The sequence below is a fragment of the Bacteroidota bacterium genome (genome assembly GCA_025059945.1).
Taxonomy (GTDB): Bacteria; Bacteroidota; Rhodothermia; order JANXDC01; family JANXDC01; genus JANXDC01.
This window is the reverse complement of the sequence record JANXDC010000010.1, coordinates 37264-53960: the sequence shown is the minus strand read 5'-3', so window position 1 is coordinate 53960 and position 16697 is coordinate 37264. Positions and strand designations below refer to the sequence as shown.

Genomic DNA, 16697 nt, shown 5'->3' with positions numbered 1-16697 from the left:
CCAAAGAGGAGGTCTATCATGAAGGTTTACTTCACCGCCCGGCATTTCAAAGCCCGTCCTGAGCTGCAGCGGTACGCCGAGCAAGCCGTAACCCGTCTGGAGCGGCTCTACAACGGGATTGTGGACTGCAACGTGGTGCTAGAGGATGAAGGGGCGGCTCATCGCAAGCGCAGCGAGATCTGGATCACGGTCTATGATCAGATTTTAAAGGCCACTTCCCGAGCTCCGGATTTCGAGTTAGCCATCGATGAGGCGGTGGAGAAGTTGCGCAGGCAGCTGGTGCGTTACAAAGAGCGCCGTCGGCGCAGGATCGGTCCGGATCGCCGCGATCTCGAAGCGGGATTGGCGGACTCGGAGGCAGGCGAAACCCTCGGGTGAGCCCTCATCAGATTGCAAGGCCCCGCTGGGCCCCTTTTCGTCTTCAACTGGGCCATACAAGCAGGGCTCCAAGATCGGCTACGTTGGTGCCCGTAGGACCCGTAAGGATAAGGGCACCAAGGTCCGCTAGAAGCGGGTAGCTGTTGTGCTCCCGCAGGGCCCGTTCCAGATTCCAACCCCGGGAGCGGGCCTGCGCCGTGCTATAGCCGTCCACTACGGCCCCTGCCGCGTCTGTGGGCCCGTCGCGGCCGTCTGTGCTGGCGGATAGAAGCGCAACCCCCTTGCGGCCCTCAAGGAAGCGCGCCGCGGATAAGGCCAGCTCCAGATTGCGACCACCCAGTCCGTGTTGTTCTCCCAAGCTCACCGTGGTCTCCCCGGCCCAGAGGATCACGCGGCCTCGGCCTCGAGGCCGAAGCCCGTCGGCCAGCAGGGCAAGCAGACGACCGACCTCGCTCGCCTCCCCCTCTAGGCGATCCGTGAGCGTCCAGGCCCGAAGCCCCAGTGCGCGGGCCCGCTTGCGCATGGCCTGAAGCGCGTTCTGCGCCGAGGCCAGGCAGATGCGCCCTAGCACGGTAGACGCAGAGCCCTGCCGTGAAGGCTCCCGCTCCAGGGCCCGTCGCGCCGCCTTCGGCAGGCGCTCCCACAGGCCGCGCTCGCGCAGCAGCTCTATGGCCCGCTTCCGGGCCTCGGGAATCCGGTACGTGGGACCCGAGGCCACGGCCTCTAGCCTTCGACCGGGCACGTCGCAGAGGATCAGCTCCAGCACTTTCGTGCGAGCTAGGCGCTCCAGCAGGCCCCCATTGGCCCAGCGCAGAAGGGTCCGTCGCACCAGGTTTAGCTCGTAGATCGGAAGCCCGGCGCGCTGAAGGAGCCAGAAGCCTTGCGCGGCCTCTTCCGCCCGCAGGGGTTCATGGTACAGGGCCCAAAGCGCCGAGCCGCCCCCTGTTGTGATCCAGATTACCAGATCCTCAGGCCGTGCTCGCCCCAGGGCCTCCCAGAGTTGCCAGGCGGCCGATTCGGCCTCTGGGGTAGGTAGGGGATGTGCTCCGTAGAGGACTTCCAGGGGACGGGCGTCTGCGGCGTACTCCGGTGCAGTAAGCAGCGCGCCCCCTGCGAGCCGGTCCGCGATAAGGGGCAGTAAAGCGCGTGCAACCTGAGTAGCGGCCTTTCCGATGCCGAAAACCCAGATAGCCCGAAATCGATCCATGCGCAAACGCCCGGCGGACCACGTTAGGTAGGGCCCGTGGCGCCGCAGTCGGCTGGGCAGGCATGCTTCGGGGTGCACAGCCTCCAGCCCGGCCTGCCAGAGCTGCAACAGCACGTCCTTCATCGAGGCGTCCGACTCATCCAGACCTGGAAGAACAGCCGGATCCGGTCCCAAGGTCGGGGCTCGGGGACATGGAGTAGAAACCGGTGACCGCTTGTTTCGATGCGTACCAGCGCATCAAGCCCCTCAAGCCAGGAACGTCGAAAGGCGCGGCGCACGGGGTTTTCAAGCTCCTGGCGGAGCCCGCTCCAGGCCTCTGCGTAAAGCTCTCGTAGGCGCACCAAGTGCAGCCACAATAGACGGCGCAGCGGTTCTCCCGGAAGCCCGTTTTGCCATAGCTCCAGACTGCCCGGAAAGCGATCGGCGTCCTCTTGAGAGACGTACAAAAAGCCATCCAGGCGGTCTTGGCTCTGCTGCACAAGCAGGCCCGTTAGCGCGCGCGCCGCTCCGTAAGCCATGAGGGCCTCACGGTAGCGGGAGCGCGGGTAGCCCAAAAGGTGAAAGGCCACCACAGCGGCATAGCCGACGTCCATGCCCACCTGCAGCAGCTCAGGGAAACGCGCAAAGGAACGGGGAACGCTTAGCAGCCGCCATCCCCGCGCAATGCGCTTTAAGCACGAATCCGGCACCCCTGCCTCTAAGAGCGCTTCCAGAGAAGAGGCCACAGGAGAGGTCGCCCGGGGATCCAGTTCGGCCAGGGCCTCCAGGAGGGCGCAGCGTTCCGCGGGGGTCTGCTCCGGGCTTCGGGCCAGATGCTGCAGGTGCGCGGTCCAGCGATACAGGGACTCCAACAGGGGGCGATGGGCTCGCGGCGCCCACTTTAGGGGCACCGGCAACATAAGATGCGCCGCGTATGCGTGGATACAGCCCATCTACAGCCGATGAAACGGCGTTTACAGAACGCGGGTTTCTCTTAGGGGGCCTTAAAAGAGCCGATCTGGCCCGCACCGGCCGTAAAGGGCCGTGAGTTGATATAGCCGCCGCGTATGCTCGGGGCTTATCTGATCCCAGCTAAAACGCCACGTCCAGTTTCCCTCGGACGTGCCGGGGTAGTTCATGCGGGCCTCCGATCCCAGGCCCAGCACATCCTGGAGGGGGAAAACGGCCTGATCGGCCACCGAAGCCAGGGCCAGCCGGATTAGATCCCAATGGATTTCGCGCCCGTCCGAGTTGGCGTATTGGCAGGCGAAGGCGCGTTCGTGGGTTGTGGCGCGTTCGAACCAGCCGCGCGTGGTATCGTTGTCGTGGGTGCCCGTGTAGACGACCGTGTTTGGCTCGTACCAATGCGGAAGAAAGGTGTTCTCGGGCCCGCCTGAGAAAGCGAATTGCAACACGCGCATGCCGGGGTAGCCGTAACGCTCGCGAAGAGCCCGCACCTCGTCCGTGATCACCCCCAGATCCTCGGCCACGATCGGCAGACGACCCAGGGCGGCCTCCAGGGCGTCGAAAAGAGCCTCGGCGGGGCCTGCGACCCAGCGGCCGCGCTCGGCCGTGGGTTCCGATGCGGGGATCTCCCAGCAGGCGACGAAGCCGCGAAAATGATCGATGCGGATCAGGTCCATAAGCGAAAGGGCGTGCCGCAGGCGGTCGATCCACCAGCGATAGCCTTCATGGGCCATCGTCTCCCAACGATACAACGGGTTGCCCCAACGCTGTCCGGTAGGGCTGAAGTAATCCGGCGGCACGCCGGCGACCACGGTGGGGTGCCCGTATTTGTCCAGCTTGAAAAACCGCTGATGGGCCCAGACGTCCGCGCTGTGATGGGCGACGAAGATCGGCACATCGCCAAAGAGCCGCACGCCGCGCTCGTTGGCGTAGCGCTTTAGCGCGTCCCATTGCTGAAAAAAGATCCACTGTGTAAACGCGTGAAAACGCACGCGCTCCGCCAGCAGCTTGCGCGTCTCTGCCAGCGCATCCGGTTGCCGCAGGGCAAGAGGGGTATCCCAGCTGTTCCATGGGCTTCCCCGATGGTGTTCGTGCAGGGCCATGAACAGCGCGTAATCGTCCAACCACGCGCGCTCCCGTTCGCAAAAGCCTTCAAAGGCCTCACGCTCCCTGGAGGAGGCGTTCCAGAAGAAGCGCTCCGCGGCCTCCTGCAGCCGGCGCATCCGGTAGGCGGTCACGGCGGGATAGTCGATGCGATGCGGACTAAGGCCCCGAAACGGCGGCTCCGGATCCGGCTCAAGCCAACCGCGTTGGACCAAATCGTCCAGGTCGATGAGCAGGGGATTTCCGGCGAAGGCCGAAAGGGCCGCATAGGGTGAGTTTCCGGGGCCCACCGGCCCTATGGGCAGCATCTGCCACAGGGATTGGCCGGCTTCAGAGAGCCAGTCCACGAAGCGGCGGGCGCTTAAGCCCAGATCGCCGGATCCGTAGAGGCCCGGAAGCGAGGTGGGGTGCAGTAAGATACCGCTTGAGCGGGGAAAGCGCATGCCTTAGGCAGCGGGTTCGGGTTTGAGGAAAAGCGCGGCCAGCGGGGGCAGAAGAAGGCGCAGCGAGTGCGGTCTTCCGTGATACGGCACAGGCTCCGCCCAGAGCCCTCCTAAGTTGCCCATGTTCGTCCCCCCGTAGTAAGCTGAGTCCGTGTTCAGCAGCTCTCGGTAAAACCCCGGGATCGGGACTCCCACTCGGTAATCGTATCGGGGCACGGGCGTGAGATTGAGCACCACGAGGATGTGCTCCGATCCCGCTCGTCGGAGGAAGGCGAGCACGCTCTGGTCGGCGTCGTGGAAATCCACCCACTCAAATCCGGACCAGTCGAAGTCGACCGCGTGCAGGGCGGGCTCTTGACGCAGCAACCGGTTGAGGTCGCGCACCAAGCGCTGCACGCCCCGATGCAGGGGATCTTCAAGCAGGTGCCAGTCGAGGCTTCTTCGATAGTCCCATTCGCGCTCCTGCGCGAACTCCTGGCCCATGAAGAGAAGCTTCTTGCCCGGATGGGCGTACTGATAGGCCAGCATCGCGCGCATGTTGGCAAACCGCTGCCATCGGTCTCCCGGCATGCGGCCCACTAGTGAGCCCTTGCCGTGGACCACCTCGTCGTGAGAAAACGGCAGAACGTATTGTTCGCTAAAGGCATATAGCATCGAGAACGTCAGCTCATGCTGGTGGTACTTTCGGTAAACGGGGTCTCGGCTGAAGTAGCGCCGCGTATCGTGCATCCAGCCCATGTTCCACTTGTAATCGAAGCCCAAGCCTCCGACATAGGTGGGCCGAGAGACCATGGGCCAGGCCGTCGATTCCTCGGCTATCAGGATCACCCCGGGATGTTGGGCGTGGAGGACCTCGCTTAGTTCCCGCAAAAAGGCGATCGCCTCCAGGTTTTCGCGGCCTCCGTAGGAGTTGGGTACCCACTCCCCTTCGCGGCGCGAATAGTCCAGATACAGCATGGAGGCCACTGCGTCAACCCGAAGGCCGTCTATATGATAGGCCTCGGCCCAGAATAGGGCGTTGGCGATGAGAAAGTTGCGCACCTCGTAGCGGCCGTAGTTGAAAATCGCCGTATGCCAGTCCGGATGATATCCCTGACGGGGATCGGCGTGTTCGTACAAGTGCGTGCCGTCAAAGCGATACAGGCCGTGTGCGTCGGTGGGAAAATGGGCGGGCACCCAGTCCAGTATGACCCCAAGTCCGGCCTGGTGGCAGCAATCTATAAGGTAGCGCAGCTCATCCGGCTCCCCGTAGCGGGAGGTGGGCGCAAAGTACCCCGTCACTTGATATCCCCAGGAGGTGTCCAGGGGATGCTCCATGATGGGCAACAGTTCCAGGTGCGTAAACCCCATCTCCACGGCGTAGGGGATGAGCCATTCGGCCAGTTCCCTATATGAAAGCCACCGATCCCCCTCCTCGGGCACCCGCCGCCAGGAGCCCAAATGCACTTCGTATATGAGCAGCGGTTCGTCGAACCGGTGGCCCTGAGCGCGGCGCCGCATCCAGGCCTCATCGGACCACGTATAGGAGGGGGCGTAGACGATCGAGGCCGTGGCGGGTCGTTGTTCGGCGTAAAACGCGACCGGATCGGCCTTGAGCAGGATCTCGCCTGAGCGGGTGCGGATTTCGTATTTGTAGCGGGCTCCGGGTCCAAGGCCGGGTATGAAGATCTCCCAGACTCCGCAGCCCGGATGCAGACGCATCACGTGCCGGCGTCCGTCCCAGGCGTTCCAGTCTCCGACCACGCTCACCCGTTCGGCGTTCGGAGCCCAAACGGCAAAATGCACCCCCCGAACCCCCTCATGTTCTAAGCAGTGCGCTCCGAGCCGTTCGTACAGGCGCCAATGCCGACCTTCGGCTAACAGGTACCGGTCCAGCTCCCCCAACACGGGCCCGAAAGCGTACGGGTCGTAGGTCTCCCAAATGGGGCCTGTCTGCTCGGCGATGCGCAACGTGTACTCTTGGGCTCTGGGTCGATCCGGGCCGGGCCAGCGAAACAGGAAGCAGCCCGGCGCCGGCACGTACGCCGGCTCTATGAGCTCGCCAGAGCCGGTAAGCAGCCACATCCGGCGGGCCGAGGGCCAGAAGGCGCGCACCACCCAGCCGGATTCATCTCGTTGAGGCCCTAAAATGGCGAACGGGTCTCCGTGTCGGGCCTCGAAAAGGGCCTCTATGAGCGCTGGGTCAGGGTGCATCGCGCAGGCGGCCGCGCAGCTTAGCCTAACAGCATCGCGCCCAGGGATACGAGCACCAGGTTCAGCACGGAAAGCGGAAAAAGATACACCCAGCTCAGGCGCATGAGTTGGGTGTATTTGAAGCGGGGGATCGTCCAGCGCACCCAGATGTAGACGAAGACGAAGAAGCTCGTTTTGAGCAAGAAGGCCAGCAGCTCCAGCGCCGTCTGGGCCCAAACGGGCAGGTCGGACATGAACAGATGCCCGAAGGGTACTAGATAGCCGCCGAAGAAGAGCGTCACGATCACGGCGCTCGAAAGGATCATGTTCATGTATTCGGCCACATAGAACATGCCGAACTTCATGGAGCTGTATTCCGTGTGGTATCCGCCCACCAGCTCCTGTTCCGCCTCCGGCAGGTCGAAGGGCAGCCGGTTGGTTTCGGCGAAAGCCGTAATGAGAAAGATCAAAAAGCCCAGGGGGTTGCGCAGCACATTCCAGAGCTCCTCTTGGGCCGCCACGATCTGGGTGGTCATAAGCGAGCCCGTCTGGATGATCACGCTCAAGACGGCTAGCCCCATCGGGATCTCGTAGCTGATGAGCTGAGCCGAAGAGCGCAAGCCGCCCAAGAGCGAGTATTTGCTGTTGGAGGCCCAGCCGCTCAACGTGATGCCGTAGACGTTGAGGGAGGTGATGGCCAAGATGTACAGGATCCCGATGTGCACATCCGCTACGATCAGATTGTGCGCAAAGGGCAGAACGCCGATCAGGGCCAGGGAGGCCGCCACCGAGATCATCGGGGCCAGTCGGTGCAGCCACCGGTTGGCCGTGCTCGGGGCGATGTCCTCCTTGAGGAGGAGCTTAAGGACGTCGGCAAGGGGCTGCAGCAGCCCATACGGCCCCACGCGATTAGGCCCAATGCGGTTTTGGATCCAAGCGCTGATGCGTCGCTCGAAGTACGTCGCATAGGCGGCCATCGTGAAAAGCACAAGAAGGGCTGCGCCAAGGAGTACGAGTTTCGGGTAAAGCGTCTGGATCGCCATGGTCACGCCACAGGTTGCGGGTGAAGGTCCAGCCGCACGCCTTGCAGGCCGATTGCGGCGTAGCTCAGTCCGCGCAAGGCGGGTATGGCCTGCGCTAGCTCCGCGAAAACCGCCTCCGGACCCGTATAGTCGACCGGGGAACCGAGCTCCCGCATAAGGCCCTGAGCCAGCTCCCAACCGGGCCGGCAATCGAAGTAGTGCTCATGGCCCCACCATCGATCGAACGGAGTGGCGTGATGGTCCAGGCGGCTTTTGCCCATCTCGGGGACAAGGGTCCGATCCATGCCTTTACTGGCTTTGGCGGGCCGGACGCGCTGCAGCACCCCCTGCTGGTTTACGAAGCAGCCTGTGGCCTCAGCGTGCGTGCATAGGGCCAGCAGCACCTGAGCACGGCTAGCCGTTTCGGTCCAGTGGCTGGAGGCCACGATCCACTCGCCCGCCTCCGGAACGGGCCAGGCGCCGGTGCCCAGGGGGTCATCGCCAAAGACGAGCACAAGGCGCAGCCGCCCGTCGCGCAGCGCCTGCGGCCACTGCTGCACGGGAAGCCCGTCTGGTCCGGGGGAGATGCCCACAAGCTCGCAGCCCGTCCGATTAGGCGTGCGATCGCGCAGGCGCAAAAAGGCATCCTCGAAGCTGGGGTCTTCGTGCCGCAGGAAGTCCAGATGGGGCGTGCCGAGCACCTCGAAGGCCAAGCGCCGGATCACGTAAAGGTCCTCTAGCGACAAGGAGGCCGAGGCCAAGACGGCGATCTGCTCTGGGGGCGCAGAGCGCAGCAAATGGGCCGCCCTTCGCAGGGATTCCTCCCAGGATGCGGCCCGGAGCCCTTCGAATTCGCGAACATGGGGGCCGTCGAGCCGGTTTTCGTTAAGCCGCCGATAGCTCAGCCGACCCTCATCGCACATCCAGTAGTCGTTTACGAGCGGGTTATGGCGGGGGGTGAAGCGCTCTACGCGGTTGTGCCGGGTCCAGATGTAGATCGAACAACCTCGAGCGCAACCCGTGCAGATGCTCGGCGTAGAGGCCATCTCCCAGGCCCGGGCCCGAAAGCGAAAGTCCGCGCTCGTGAGGGCTCCGACAGGGCAGATGTCGATCGTGTTCATCGAGTAGGGGTCGTCGAAGCTCATGCCGGGGGCCGTGAAGGGGTAGTTCTTGTCGCCCCGTTGGATGATCGTAAGTTGGCGCGAGCGGGAGATCTCCTCGGTAAAGCGCACGCACCGGGTGCAGTTGATGCAGCGCTCAGCATCCAACACGACTCGTGGGCCCAGTGGGATGCGCTTGGGCTTGTGCACTTTCACAAATTCAAAGCGCGAGGAGTCGGGCCCGAACTTGTACGTTAGCTCCTGCAGGGGGCATTCTCCAGCCTGATCGCAGATCGGGCAATCCAGGGGGTGATTGAGCAGGATAAACTCCAGGTTTTCCCGTTGGGCCCGACGCACGAGGGCCGAACTGCGGTGCGTGCGCACGACCATGCCGTCGGTGATCTCCGTGGCGCAAGAGGGCATGAGCTTGGGGAAGAAACGCACCACGACTTTGCCCTCTGCGTCGAGCTCGGGTTGGCCGGTTTCCCGGTTGAGCACAAGCTGGCCGACTTCGACCAAGCACTGCCGGCAGTTGGCCGGAATGGACAGGGCCGGATGGTAGCAGAAGTAGGGCAGCTCGATGCCATGCTGCAGACAGAACTCCAGGATCTTGGGGCGGCCTTCGAATTCGAAGACGTCGTCGTCTATGTAAACCTTGGGCATAGCGGCGTCCTCAAGCCTTTATGAGGGGATCGTTTCCGGGACGGCCACAAGGCTCGGCCGGCAGCGGGCCTCGAATTCCTCGCGGAAGCGCTGAACGGTATGCCGAACGGGCCAGGCTGCGGCGTCGGCTAGGGCGCAGATCGTGCGCCCCTCCATCTGGTCGCAAATCTGCAGCAACAGGTCTAGATCCGAAGGTTTGCCCTCTCCTTGGGCGATGCGACGCAGGATTTTGACCAGCCAGCCCGTGCCCTCCCGGCAGGGCGTGCACTGGCCGCAGGACTCGTGGTGATAGAACTCTGCGATACGGAGCAGCACGCGCACCATATCGGTGTCTTCATCCAACACGACCATTCCGGCCGTGCCCATCATGGAGCCCGCGGCCCGGAGCGATTCGGCGTCCATGGTGATCCCGGCGATCTGATCGGCTCGCAAGGGCGGGGTGGAGGAGCCCCCGGGGATGACGGCCTTGAGGCGTTTGCCCCCGCGCACACCTCCGGCTATTTCGTAAATGAGCGTCTCTATGGGCATGCCCGAGGGAAGCTCGTAGACGCCCGGACGGTTCACATGTCCCGAGATCCCGTACAAGATGGGGCCCGGGTGCTTGGGGGCGCCGATCCGGCTGTACCATTGGGCCCCGTGGCGCACGATAAGGGGCACGTTGGCCAGCGTCTCCACGTTGTTGATCGTCGTGGGCCTGCCCCAGAGCCCTCGCTGAGCCGGAAAAGGCGGTTTCTGGCGGGGATAGGCCCGTTTGCCCTCGATGGATTCCATTAGAGCCGACTCCTCGCCGCAGATGTAGGCGCCAGCCCCTTTGTGCACGTAAAAAGCCACCCCGAAGTCCGTATCGCAGATGCGCGCGCCGACATAGCCGCGCGCACGGGCCTGTTCCAGGGCCTCCTCAAAGCGGTCGATCCAGTCGGCGTACTCGCCGCGGATGTAGACGTAAATCGCAGAAGCTCGAATCGCGTAGGCCGCCAGCAGGGCCCCTTCGATGAGCAGGTGCGGATTGTACTCCAGGATCTGGCGGTCTTTGAAGGTGCCGGGCTCGGATTCGTCTCCGTTTACGCATAGGTATCGGGGGCGCCCATCCGGCGGAGGCATAAAGCTCCACTTGAGCCCCGTGGCGAAGCCGGCCCCGCCCCGGCCGCGCAGGCCCGAGGCCTTAACCTCTTCGATGAGGCGCTCAGGGCTCCAGGCCGGATCCGTGAGCACGCGCCGAAGCGCCTCATAACCCCCGTGTGCCTCGTATACGGAGATGTCGCGCAGGTTCGGAATCGGGGGCAGCAACAGAGCTCTGTAGCGTTTCCATTCCATGGCGCTTTCTGTTCCTCTGAGCACAGGCGGTTCCCTACGAATCCGATGAAGCCTCCTGCTCCCATGGGCGCTCGGGCAAGGGGATGGATGCGAACTCCGGCATGCGGCCCTGGCGCAGCTCCTCTATGAGCTGATCCAGGCGTTCTTGGCTCAGCCGGTGCACGTAGCGCCGGTTGTTGATCATAAGCACGGGGCCGGAGCCGCAGGCGCCCAGGCATTCCGTATGCCGCACGGTAAAAAGCCCATCTGGGGTGGTCTGCCCGTCGCGCACCCCCAGACGCTCTTCTAAGTGGCGCAATAGATCCTCAGCCCCCAGGACTTGGCAGCTCAGGCAGGTGCAGAGGTCCAGCACGTATCGGCCACAGGCTTGCGTGTGGTACATCGTGTAAAAGGTGGCGACCCCATAGACCTCTGCTGGGTTTAGGCTCAGGGTCTGGGCCACAAGCTCGATCACCTCGCGGGAGAGCCAGCCGAACTTCTCCTGGGCCATCCACAGCACGGGCATCAGCGCTGCGCGCGCCGTCGGATAGCGGCGCCTGATCTCCGCAATACGGGCCAATTCTTCGGCCGTGAAAGCGTACTCCGGTTCCATGGTGCCCTCCCTACTTGTCTGCCTCACCCATTACGGGATCCACCCCCCCGATGAGCACGACCACATCGGAGACCATGGCGCCCTCTAGCATGGACTCTAGGGCCTGGATGTTGCAGAAAGATGGGGAGCGGATTTTAAGCCTCCAGGGGAAGCCCGTTCCGTCGCTTTGGATGTAGAAGCCCAGCTCTCCCTTAGGGGCCTCTATAGCGGCGTAGGCTTCAGCCCCTTTGGGCGGGCATACCCCCCAGTCCGTGTACATGAAGTCGTGAATGAGCCCCTCCATGGAGTAGTAGACCTCGGCTTTGTGGGGGTAGCTGAGCTTGGCGTTCTCGTTGCGGATCGGACCCGGGGGCAGTTGTCGCAGACACTGCTCGATGATGCGCACCGATTGGCGCATCTCCTCCATGCGCACGTAGTAGCGGGCTAGGTTATCGCCTTCGGTGCGCACGGGCACGTCGAACTCCACACGGTCATAGACCAAGTAGGGTTCAAAAGTGCGCACATCGTACGGCACGCCCGAGGCGCGCAGGTTGGGTCCCGTAAGGCCCAGCTCCAAGGCGCGTTCGGCGGAGACCACGCCGATGCCCTCGTTGCGCTCCAGCCAAATTCGGTTTTTGTTGAGCAGCTTTTCCCAGTCGCGCAGCTCCCGCGGAAAGCTGCGGATAAAGCTGCGGATCGCCTCGATCGCCTCGGGGGTCAGGTCGGAAGCCACACCCCCTATGCGCGCGTGCGATACGGTCAGGCGAGCCCCGGCGATCAGGTCAAAGAGGTCGTAGATCTTCTCCCGCTCCCGGAAGGTCCACAAGAACATGGAAACGGCCCCAGAGTCCATGACCATGGAGCCCAACCAGAGTAGGTGCGCCAGGATCCGCGCCAGTTCGCAGGCGATGGTTCGGATGTACTGGCCCCGTTCGGGCACCTCGATTTGCGCTAGCTTTTCAACAGCCAGGCACAGGGCCACGTTGTTGGAATAGGGGGAAAGGTAGTCCATCCGGTCCGTATAGGGCATGAACTCCTGAAAGGTTTTGTATTCAGCCACCTTCTCGATGCCTCGATGCAGGTAGCCGATGTCGATCACGCAGGACCGGATGATTTCCCCATCTAGTCGCGCCACCACGCGCAGGACGCCATGGGTGGCCGGATGCTGAGGCCCGATGTTGAGGATCATCTCTGTGCTGAGGGCGTCCTCGATAAACGTGGCGGAGCTGTGCTTTGACTCCAGACGCCGCAGCAGAGCCCGGTTGTGCTCCCGCCAGATCTCCAAGTGGCTGCCTTCGATGAGGGCCTCAAGCCGGGCGTGTGTCTGCGAGGTGGCTTCCATAAGATCAGCGAGCTGGAGATTCGGGTTTTTCCGGCAGCGGTAGGCTACCCGGGATGCCGAGCAAGGGGAATTCCTTGCGCAGGGGATGATAGCGGAAGTCCTCCGGCAGATATATCCGCCGCAGATCGGGATGACCCGCAAAACGGATCCCCATCATGTCCCAGGCTTCCCGTTCATGCCAATTCGCATTGGGGTATACGGGCGTGATGCTGGGCACGACAGGGTCGGATTCCTCGCAGCGGACTTTAAGCCGCAGCCGAAGCCCGTGAGCCAGGGCGACGAGGTTGTAGACGACCTCGAAGCGCTCCTGCTCGGTGAACCGATCCACGGCCGCGATGTCCACCAGATAATTGAAGCCCAACTCCGCTTTGAGCACGCGGCAAACGTCCCGAATCAGCTCGGTGCGCACTAAGATTGTGGTCTCTCCCAAAGCGCGGCGGATTTCACGTATTCCGCCTGGAAAACGCGCCTCTAGGTGGGCGATAACGTCGTCGAAGGTCATTCTTTTTCGGGAAAGGCAAATACCGGTTCGGTACGCTCGCGGATTTTGCGTTGGATCTCCAGGATAGCATGTAGGACCGCATCCGGTCTAGGAGGACAACCGGGCACGTATACGTCCACGGGCAGAAACTGATCGGCCCCTTGGACGACCCCGTAACAGCGGTGCATGCCCCCCGTGGAGGCACAGGCGCCCATGGCGATACACCATTTGGGCTCAGGCATCTGATCCCAGATGCGCCGAATCGCGTGCGCCATCTTGTACGTGCACCAGCCAGCCACGATCATGCAGTCGCTTTGGCGGGGGGAAAACCGGAAGACCTCGCTCCCGAAGCGGGCTACGTCGTAGCGGGGGCCGGCCATGGCCATCATCTCGATGGCGCAGCAGGCAAGCCCCATGGGCATGGGGAAGACCGAATTCGACATCGCCCACCGCGCTAGCGCCTCCAGGCGCGTAGTGAAAAACCCCTGGCGCAAGGCTTGCTCTAAACTCATAGCTCTTACTTTCCGGTTGCCGTTACAACTCCGCAGGCCATCTGAGTCGTTCCATTAGGCTGCGAGGGTATCCTCCTGAGGCTGAGGGGCTTGCTGCCTCTGCTGGCGCGCCGCTTCCGTGCTCTGGCGCTCGCGCGCCTCTTTATCCCAATCGAAGACCCCTTTCTTGTAGCAATACCAGTCCCCGATCATGACCACAAGCAGAAAGATCATCACGGCCCCAAACACCGGCCATCCCAGTTCACGCAGCTGCACAGCCCAGGGGTATAGGAGTACGACCTCGACGTCGAAGACGATAAAGAGCATGGCGATAAGATAGAAGTGCACCGAGTATCGTTCCCGAGTCGTGCCTACGGGGTCCATCCCGCTTTCGTAGGGGATGAGCTTGCGCGGGTTGGGTTTGCGGATGCCGAGGTTTTCGGAGAGCGCGGCCAGAAAAACCGCCACCCCGATGGCGAGCAGCAGCAGCAGCAGCAGCGGCAGATAGGCCTCTAACATAGCAACGGATTGCACCCCTTGCCGCGGAAGCTTGATGAAGTTACTGGGGGTGCTTTTCGATTGTCAATTTCCTTTTCTTGCCCAGGCTTTTTGAGGGCGCTTATCTTGTTGCCGCACCCCCTGAAGATCGGGTTAAGGACGAACCGGATGACTTTCGATCGTTTGCTATACCGGGCCCTGGGGGGGCTTGTGCTGCTCAGCGCTCTTGCGCTGTACCTGAGCACCATGGCCCCCACGGCCAGCTTTTGGGACTGCGGGGAATTCATCGCCACAGCGCACGGGCTGCAGATCCCCCATCCACCCGGGGCGCCTTTCTATCTACTTGTGGGCCGTATTTTCAGCCTCTGGGTCCCGGCCTCGCATGTGGCCCTTTCGGTTAATCTAATCAGCGTGCTGGCTAGCGCCTTTACGGTGCTGCTCCTGTATCTGACGATCGGGCGGCTCATACTACTCTACAGAGGCCAGGATGTGGCCTTTTTTTTGGAGCGATCCTCCGGGCCCGTGCTTAATCCGGCCGAGGCTGTGGCCACATTCGGGGGAGCGGCCGTAGGCGCATGGGTTTTCGCTTTCTCGGATTCGTTCTGGTTTAACGCCGTAGAGGCCGAAGTCTACGCCCCCTCGATGCTTTTTACGGCTCTGGTTGTGTACCTGGCGCTCGTTTGGCATACGCGCGCCGAAGAGCGGCATCACGAACGCTGGCTTTTGCTGATCGTCTACCTGTTTGGCCTGGCCATCGGGGTGCATCTGCTTAACCTGCTTGCGCTCTTTTTCGTTACGCTTATCTACTATTTCCGTCGTTTCGAGGCGTATCAACCCCTGGAAAGTTGGCCCAACTGGAGGGGGGTGGCCCTGACGGGTTTGGTTTCGATCGGGTTTTTCTTGGCCATCTATCCGGGCATTGTGCAATGGCTACCCACGATTGCCGACGATTTGGGCCTTGTGCCCTTCTCGATACTTGTGCTCGGCGGAACGACTGCGTTCGTCTACTGGACCCAGAAGCAGCGGCGCTACGCGCTCAATCTCATCGCTCTGTCCTTAGCGCTGCTTCTGATCGGGTACTCCAGCTACGCGTTGATCGTGATCCGCAGCCAAGCTGATCCCCCTATTGACCAGAACGACCCTGAAACGGCCGAGGCCTTTGTTAGCTACCTCAAGCGAGAACAGTATGGCTACACTCCCCTGCTTGTGGGCCGTTCCTACGATAACCGCACGGGCTGGTTCGTAGACGGCAAGCTCTTCCCTCGGCGTTGGAGCGAGGAGCCCAGTCACGTACAGGTCTACCGCCAGTACGCGAGCGACTGGGACTTCTTCTGGCGCTATCAGGTCGGGCACATGTACCTGCGCTATTTCCTCTGGAACTTCGTCGGCCGCGATGCCGACGTGCAGGACGCCGCCTGGACGGCCGGCTTTGCGCGCACCGGCAACGAGGGCAATCCGGGCCACAACACCTACTTCGCCCTTCCCTTGCTGCTGGGCCTTATCGGCATGGCCTATCATTTCATGCGCGACCGACGCCGAGCGCTGGCCGTGCTGGTGCTCTTCTTCATGACGGGTTTGGCGATCATCTTGTATCTCAACCAGACCCCCTTACAGCCCCGGGAGCGCGACTACTCCTACGTGGGAAGCTTCTTCGCCTTCTCCATCTGGGTCGGCATCGGGGTTACGGGTCTTGTGGAGCTCCTCGTAGGTCAACTTCGGCTCGCTTGGCAAGAGCGCCGGGCTCTGCTGTGGGCGCTTTCAGGGGTGCTTCTGTTGGCCCTTGTGCCCGTGCGGATGCTAGCGGTCAACTACGACGATCACGACCGAAGCGGCAACTACGTGCCCCCGGATTACGCCTACAACCTGCTCAACTCCTGCGAGCCGAACGCGATCCTGTTCACCAACGGGGACAACGACACTTTCCCTCTCTGGTATCTGCAGGAGGTCGAGGGCGTACGCCGGGACGTGCGCGTGGTGAACTTAAGCCTGCTCAATACGACCTGGTACATTTTACAGCTCAAGCATCAGGCCTCTCGGCAAGCCCCTCCGGTGCGGATCTCGTTCAGCGACGAACAGATCCGCGCCCTGGCCCCGCAGGAATGGCGGCCTCAGACGATCCGCGTACCCCTGGATTCGGCCGCCGCGCGCCGAATCGGGCTTGTGCGCGCGCGCGAGTCCGCCCCCGAGGCCCTAGAATGGCGCTACGAGGGCCGAAGGCTGGATCAGAACCGCTCCTATGTGATCGTTTCGGATCTGCTGGTGCTGGACATCGTGCGGCAAAACCTTAACGAGCGTCCGATATACTTCGCCACCACGGTATCCCGAGACAACCAGGCGGGGCTACAACAGCATTTTCAACTAGAAGGGCTGGCCTATCGGGTGGTTCCCGTGAGGACCCAAGAGCCCCTGGGGCGCGTCATCCCAGAGCTGCTGGAGGCCCGCCTGTCGGGGTTTCGGTTCCGAAACTTGGACAACGGCCGCGTCTACTACGATGAGAACGCAAGGCGGCTCATTGACAACTACCGAAACTTTTTCATCGCCCTGGCGGGGGCATATCGGAAAGCGGGCAACCTCAGGCAGGCCGTGGCCACGCTCGATCGGGCGCAGCAGCTCATCCCTTTTTCCGTTATTCCAAGCGATGGGGTTTCCTACTTACTCATGGCTCAGGAGTACCTGCAGGCGGGCGCTCAAGAGGCGGCGCGCACGCTGGCCCGCGAGGCCGAAAAGACCATTTTTGCCGGCATAGAAGCCCAGATAGAAGACCCGAGCCGATCCGTGCAGATGCTGCTCTTCTTGCAGCGGCTTTACCTGGAGATGGAGGCCTACGAAGAGGCCGCTCGGCTCAGCCAGCGCCTGGCGCGCCTGACCGGGGATCCCAACTACGCACAAAGCCCGGAGCAAATGCGTGAGTTGGCGCGTACGCTTTTAAGGCGCGACACGCTAGAGTCCGACACCGTGAATTAAGG

At 62.5% G+C, this 16697-nt stretch carries 14 protein-coding genes; 2 read left to right on the top strand and 12 right to left on the bottom strand.

What is annotated here, in order from left to right; genetic code table 11:
* Positions 1 to 18: 18 nt before the first annotated feature.
* Complete coding sequence (gene raiA, locus NZ993_05525; GenBank protein MCS7155250.1) at positions 19 to 378, top strand: ribosome-associated translation inhibitor RaiA; 360 nt, start codon at positions 19 to 21, stop codon at positions 376 to 378.
* Positions 379 to 421: 43 nt separating this feature from the next.
* On the opposite strand, the gene NZ993_05520 is transcribed toward raiA, so the two are convergent.
* The 12 genes from NZ993_05520 to NZ993_05465 all read right to left on the bottom strand — a co-directional run bounded on the left by NZ993_05520 (position 422) and on the right by NZ993_05465 (position 13752).
* Positions 422 to 1708 (bottom strand): DUF4147 domain-containing protein, encoded by a 1287-nt coding sequence (locus NZ993_05520; GenBank protein ID MCS7155249.1) that lies wholly within the window; start codon positions 1706 to 1708, stop codon positions 422 to 424.
* Positions 1705 to 2484 (bottom strand): hypothetical protein, encoded by a 780-nt coding sequence (locus NZ993_05515; GenBank protein ID MCS7155248.1) that lies wholly within the window; start codon positions 2482 to 2484, stop codon positions 1705 to 1707. Before NZ993_05515 ends, NZ993_05520 begins: the two co-directional genes overlap by 4 nt.
* An 84-nt stretch (positions 2485 to 2568) precedes the next feature.
* Positions 2569 to 4077, bottom strand: coding sequence for a 4-alpha-glucanotransferase (gene malQ, locus NZ993_05510; GenBank protein ID MCS7155247.1), 1509 nt, complete (start codon positions 4075 to 4077; stop codon positions 2569 to 2571).
* A 3-nt stretch (positions 4078 to 4080) separates the two neighbouring features.
* Positions 4081 to 6270 (bottom strand): 1,4-alpha-glucan branching protein GlgB, encoded by a 2190-nt coding sequence (glgB, locus tag NZ993_05505; protein MCS7155246.1) that lies wholly within the window; start codon positions 6268 to 6270, stop codon positions 4081 to 4083.
* 20 nt (positions 6271 to 6290) lie between these two features.
* Complete coding sequence (gene nuoH, locus NZ993_05500) at positions 6291 to 7292, bottom strand: NADH-quinone oxidoreductase subunit NuoH (GenBank protein ID MCS7155245.1); 1002 nt, start codon at positions 7290 to 7292, stop codon at positions 6291 to 6293.
* 2 nt (positions 7293 to 7294) lie between these two features.
* Positions 7295 to 9034, bottom strand: a complete 1740-nt coding sequence (locus NZ993_05495) for a 2Fe-2S iron-sulfur cluster-binding protein (protein MCS7155244.1) — start codon at positions 9032 to 9034, stop codon at positions 7295 to 7297.
* Between the two features lie 18 nt (positions 9035 to 9052).
* Positions 9053 to 10348 carry an NADH-quinone oxidoreductase subunit NuoF gene (gene nuoF / locus NZ993_05490; GenBank protein MCS7155243.1) on the bottom strand — a complete coding sequence of 432 codons (1296 nt, stop codon included), beginning with the start codon at positions 10346 to 10348 and terminating at the stop codon, positions 9053 to 9055.
* A gap of 34 nt (positions 10349 to 10382) precedes the next feature.
* Positions 10383 to 10940 carry an NADH-quinone oxidoreductase subunit NuoE gene (nuoE, locus tag NZ993_05485; GenBank protein ID MCS7155242.1) on the bottom strand — a complete coding sequence of 186 codons (558 nt, stop codon included), beginning with the start codon at positions 10938 to 10940 and terminating at the stop codon, positions 10383 to 10385.
* Positions 10941 to 10950: 10 nt separating this feature from the next.
* Positions 10951 to 12261, bottom strand: coding sequence for an NADH dehydrogenase (quinone) subunit D (nuoD, locus tag NZ993_05480; GenBank protein MCS7155241.1), 1311 nt, complete (start codon positions 12259 to 12261; stop codon positions 10951 to 10953).
* Positions 12262 to 12265: 4 nt separating this feature from the next.
* Complete coding sequence (locus tag NZ993_05475; protein ID MCS7155240.1) at positions 12266 to 12763, bottom strand: NADH-quinone oxidoreductase subunit C; 498 nt, start codon at positions 12761 to 12763, stop codon at positions 12266 to 12268.
* Positions 12760 to 13254, bottom strand: a complete 495-nt coding sequence (locus NZ993_05470; protein MCS7155239.1) for an NADH-quinone oxidoreductase subunit B — start codon at positions 13252 to 13254, stop codon at positions 12760 to 12762. The genes NZ993_05475 and NZ993_05470 overlap by 4 nt, the downstream gene beginning before the upstream one ends.
* 54 nt (positions 13255 to 13308) lie before the next feature.
* Positions 13309 to 13752, bottom strand: a complete 444-nt coding sequence (locus tag NZ993_05465) for an NADH-quinone oxidoreductase subunit A (GenBank protein MCS7155238.1) — start codon at positions 13750 to 13752, stop codon at positions 13309 to 13311.
* Between the two features lie 147 nt (positions 13753 to 13899).
* Between NZ993_05465 and NZ993_05460 the strand changes: the two genes are divergently transcribed.
* Positions 13900 to 16695, top strand: a complete 2796-nt coding sequence (locus NZ993_05460) for a DUF2723 domain-containing protein (GenBank protein ID MCS7155237.1) — start codon at positions 13900 to 13902, stop codon at positions 16693 to 16695.
* Positions 16696 to 16697 lie beyond the last annotated feature (2 nt).

What these genes read in the sequence shown, in the direction of transcription:
- NZ993_05460 (MCS7155237.1), top strand. Translation starts at nt 13,900, where the DNA reads ATGACTTTCGATCGTTTGCTATACCGGGCCCTGGGGGGGCTTGTGCTG.
- raiA (MCS7155250.1), top strand. Translation starts at nt 19, where the DNA reads ATGAAGGTTTACTTCACCGCCCGGCATTTCAAAGCCCGTCCTGAGCTG.
- nuoE (MCS7155242.1), bottom strand. Translation starts at nt 10,940, where the DNA reads ATGGAACCGGAGTACGCTTTCACGGCCGAAGAATTGGCCCGTATTGCG.
- nuoH (MCS7155245.1), bottom strand. Translation starts at nt 7,292, where the DNA reads ATGGCGATCCAGACGCTTTACCCGAAACTCGTACTCCTTGGCGCAGCC.
- NZ993_05520 (MCS7155249.1), bottom strand. Translation starts at nt 1,708, where the DNA reads ATGAAGGACGTGCTGTTGCAGCTCTGGCAGGCCGGGCTGGAGGCTGTG.
- malQ (MCS7155247.1), bottom strand. Translation starts at nt 4,077, where the DNA reads ATGCGCTTTCCCCGCTCAAGCGGTATCTTACTGCACCCCACCTCGCTT.
- nuoD (MCS7155241.1), bottom strand. Translation starts at nt 12,261, where the DNA reads ATGGAAGCCACCTCGCAGACACACGCCCGGCTTGAGGCCCTCATCGAA.
- NZ993_05495 (MCS7155244.1), bottom strand. Translation starts at nt 9,034, where the DNA reads ATGCCCAAGGTTTACATAGACGACGACGTCTTCGAATTCGAAGGCCGC.
- NZ993_05475 (MCS7155240.1), bottom strand. Translation starts at nt 12,763, where the DNA reads ATGACCTTCGACGACGTTATCGCCCACCTAGAGGCGCGTTTTCCAGGC.
- nuoF (MCS7155243.1), bottom strand. Translation starts at nt 10,348, where the DNA reads ATGGAATGGAAACGCTACAGAGCTCTGTTGCTGCCCCCGATTCCGAAC.
- NZ993_05465 (MCS7155238.1), bottom strand. Translation starts at nt 13,752, where the DNA reads ATGTTAGAGGCCTATCTGCCGCTGCTGCTGCTGCTGCTGCTCGCCATC.
- glgB (MCS7155246.1), bottom strand. Translation starts at nt 6,270, where the DNA reads ATGCACCCTGACCCAGCGCTCATAGAGGCCCTTTTCGAGGCCCGACAC.
- NZ993_05470 (MCS7155239.1), bottom strand. Translation starts at nt 13,254, where the DNA reads ATGAGTTTAGAGCAAGCCTTGCGCCAGGGGTTTTTCACTACGCGCCTG.
- NZ993_05515 (MCS7155248.1), bottom strand. Translation starts at nt 2,484, where the DNA reads ATGTTGCCGGTGCCCCTAAAGTGGGCGCCGCGAGCCCATCGCCCCCTG.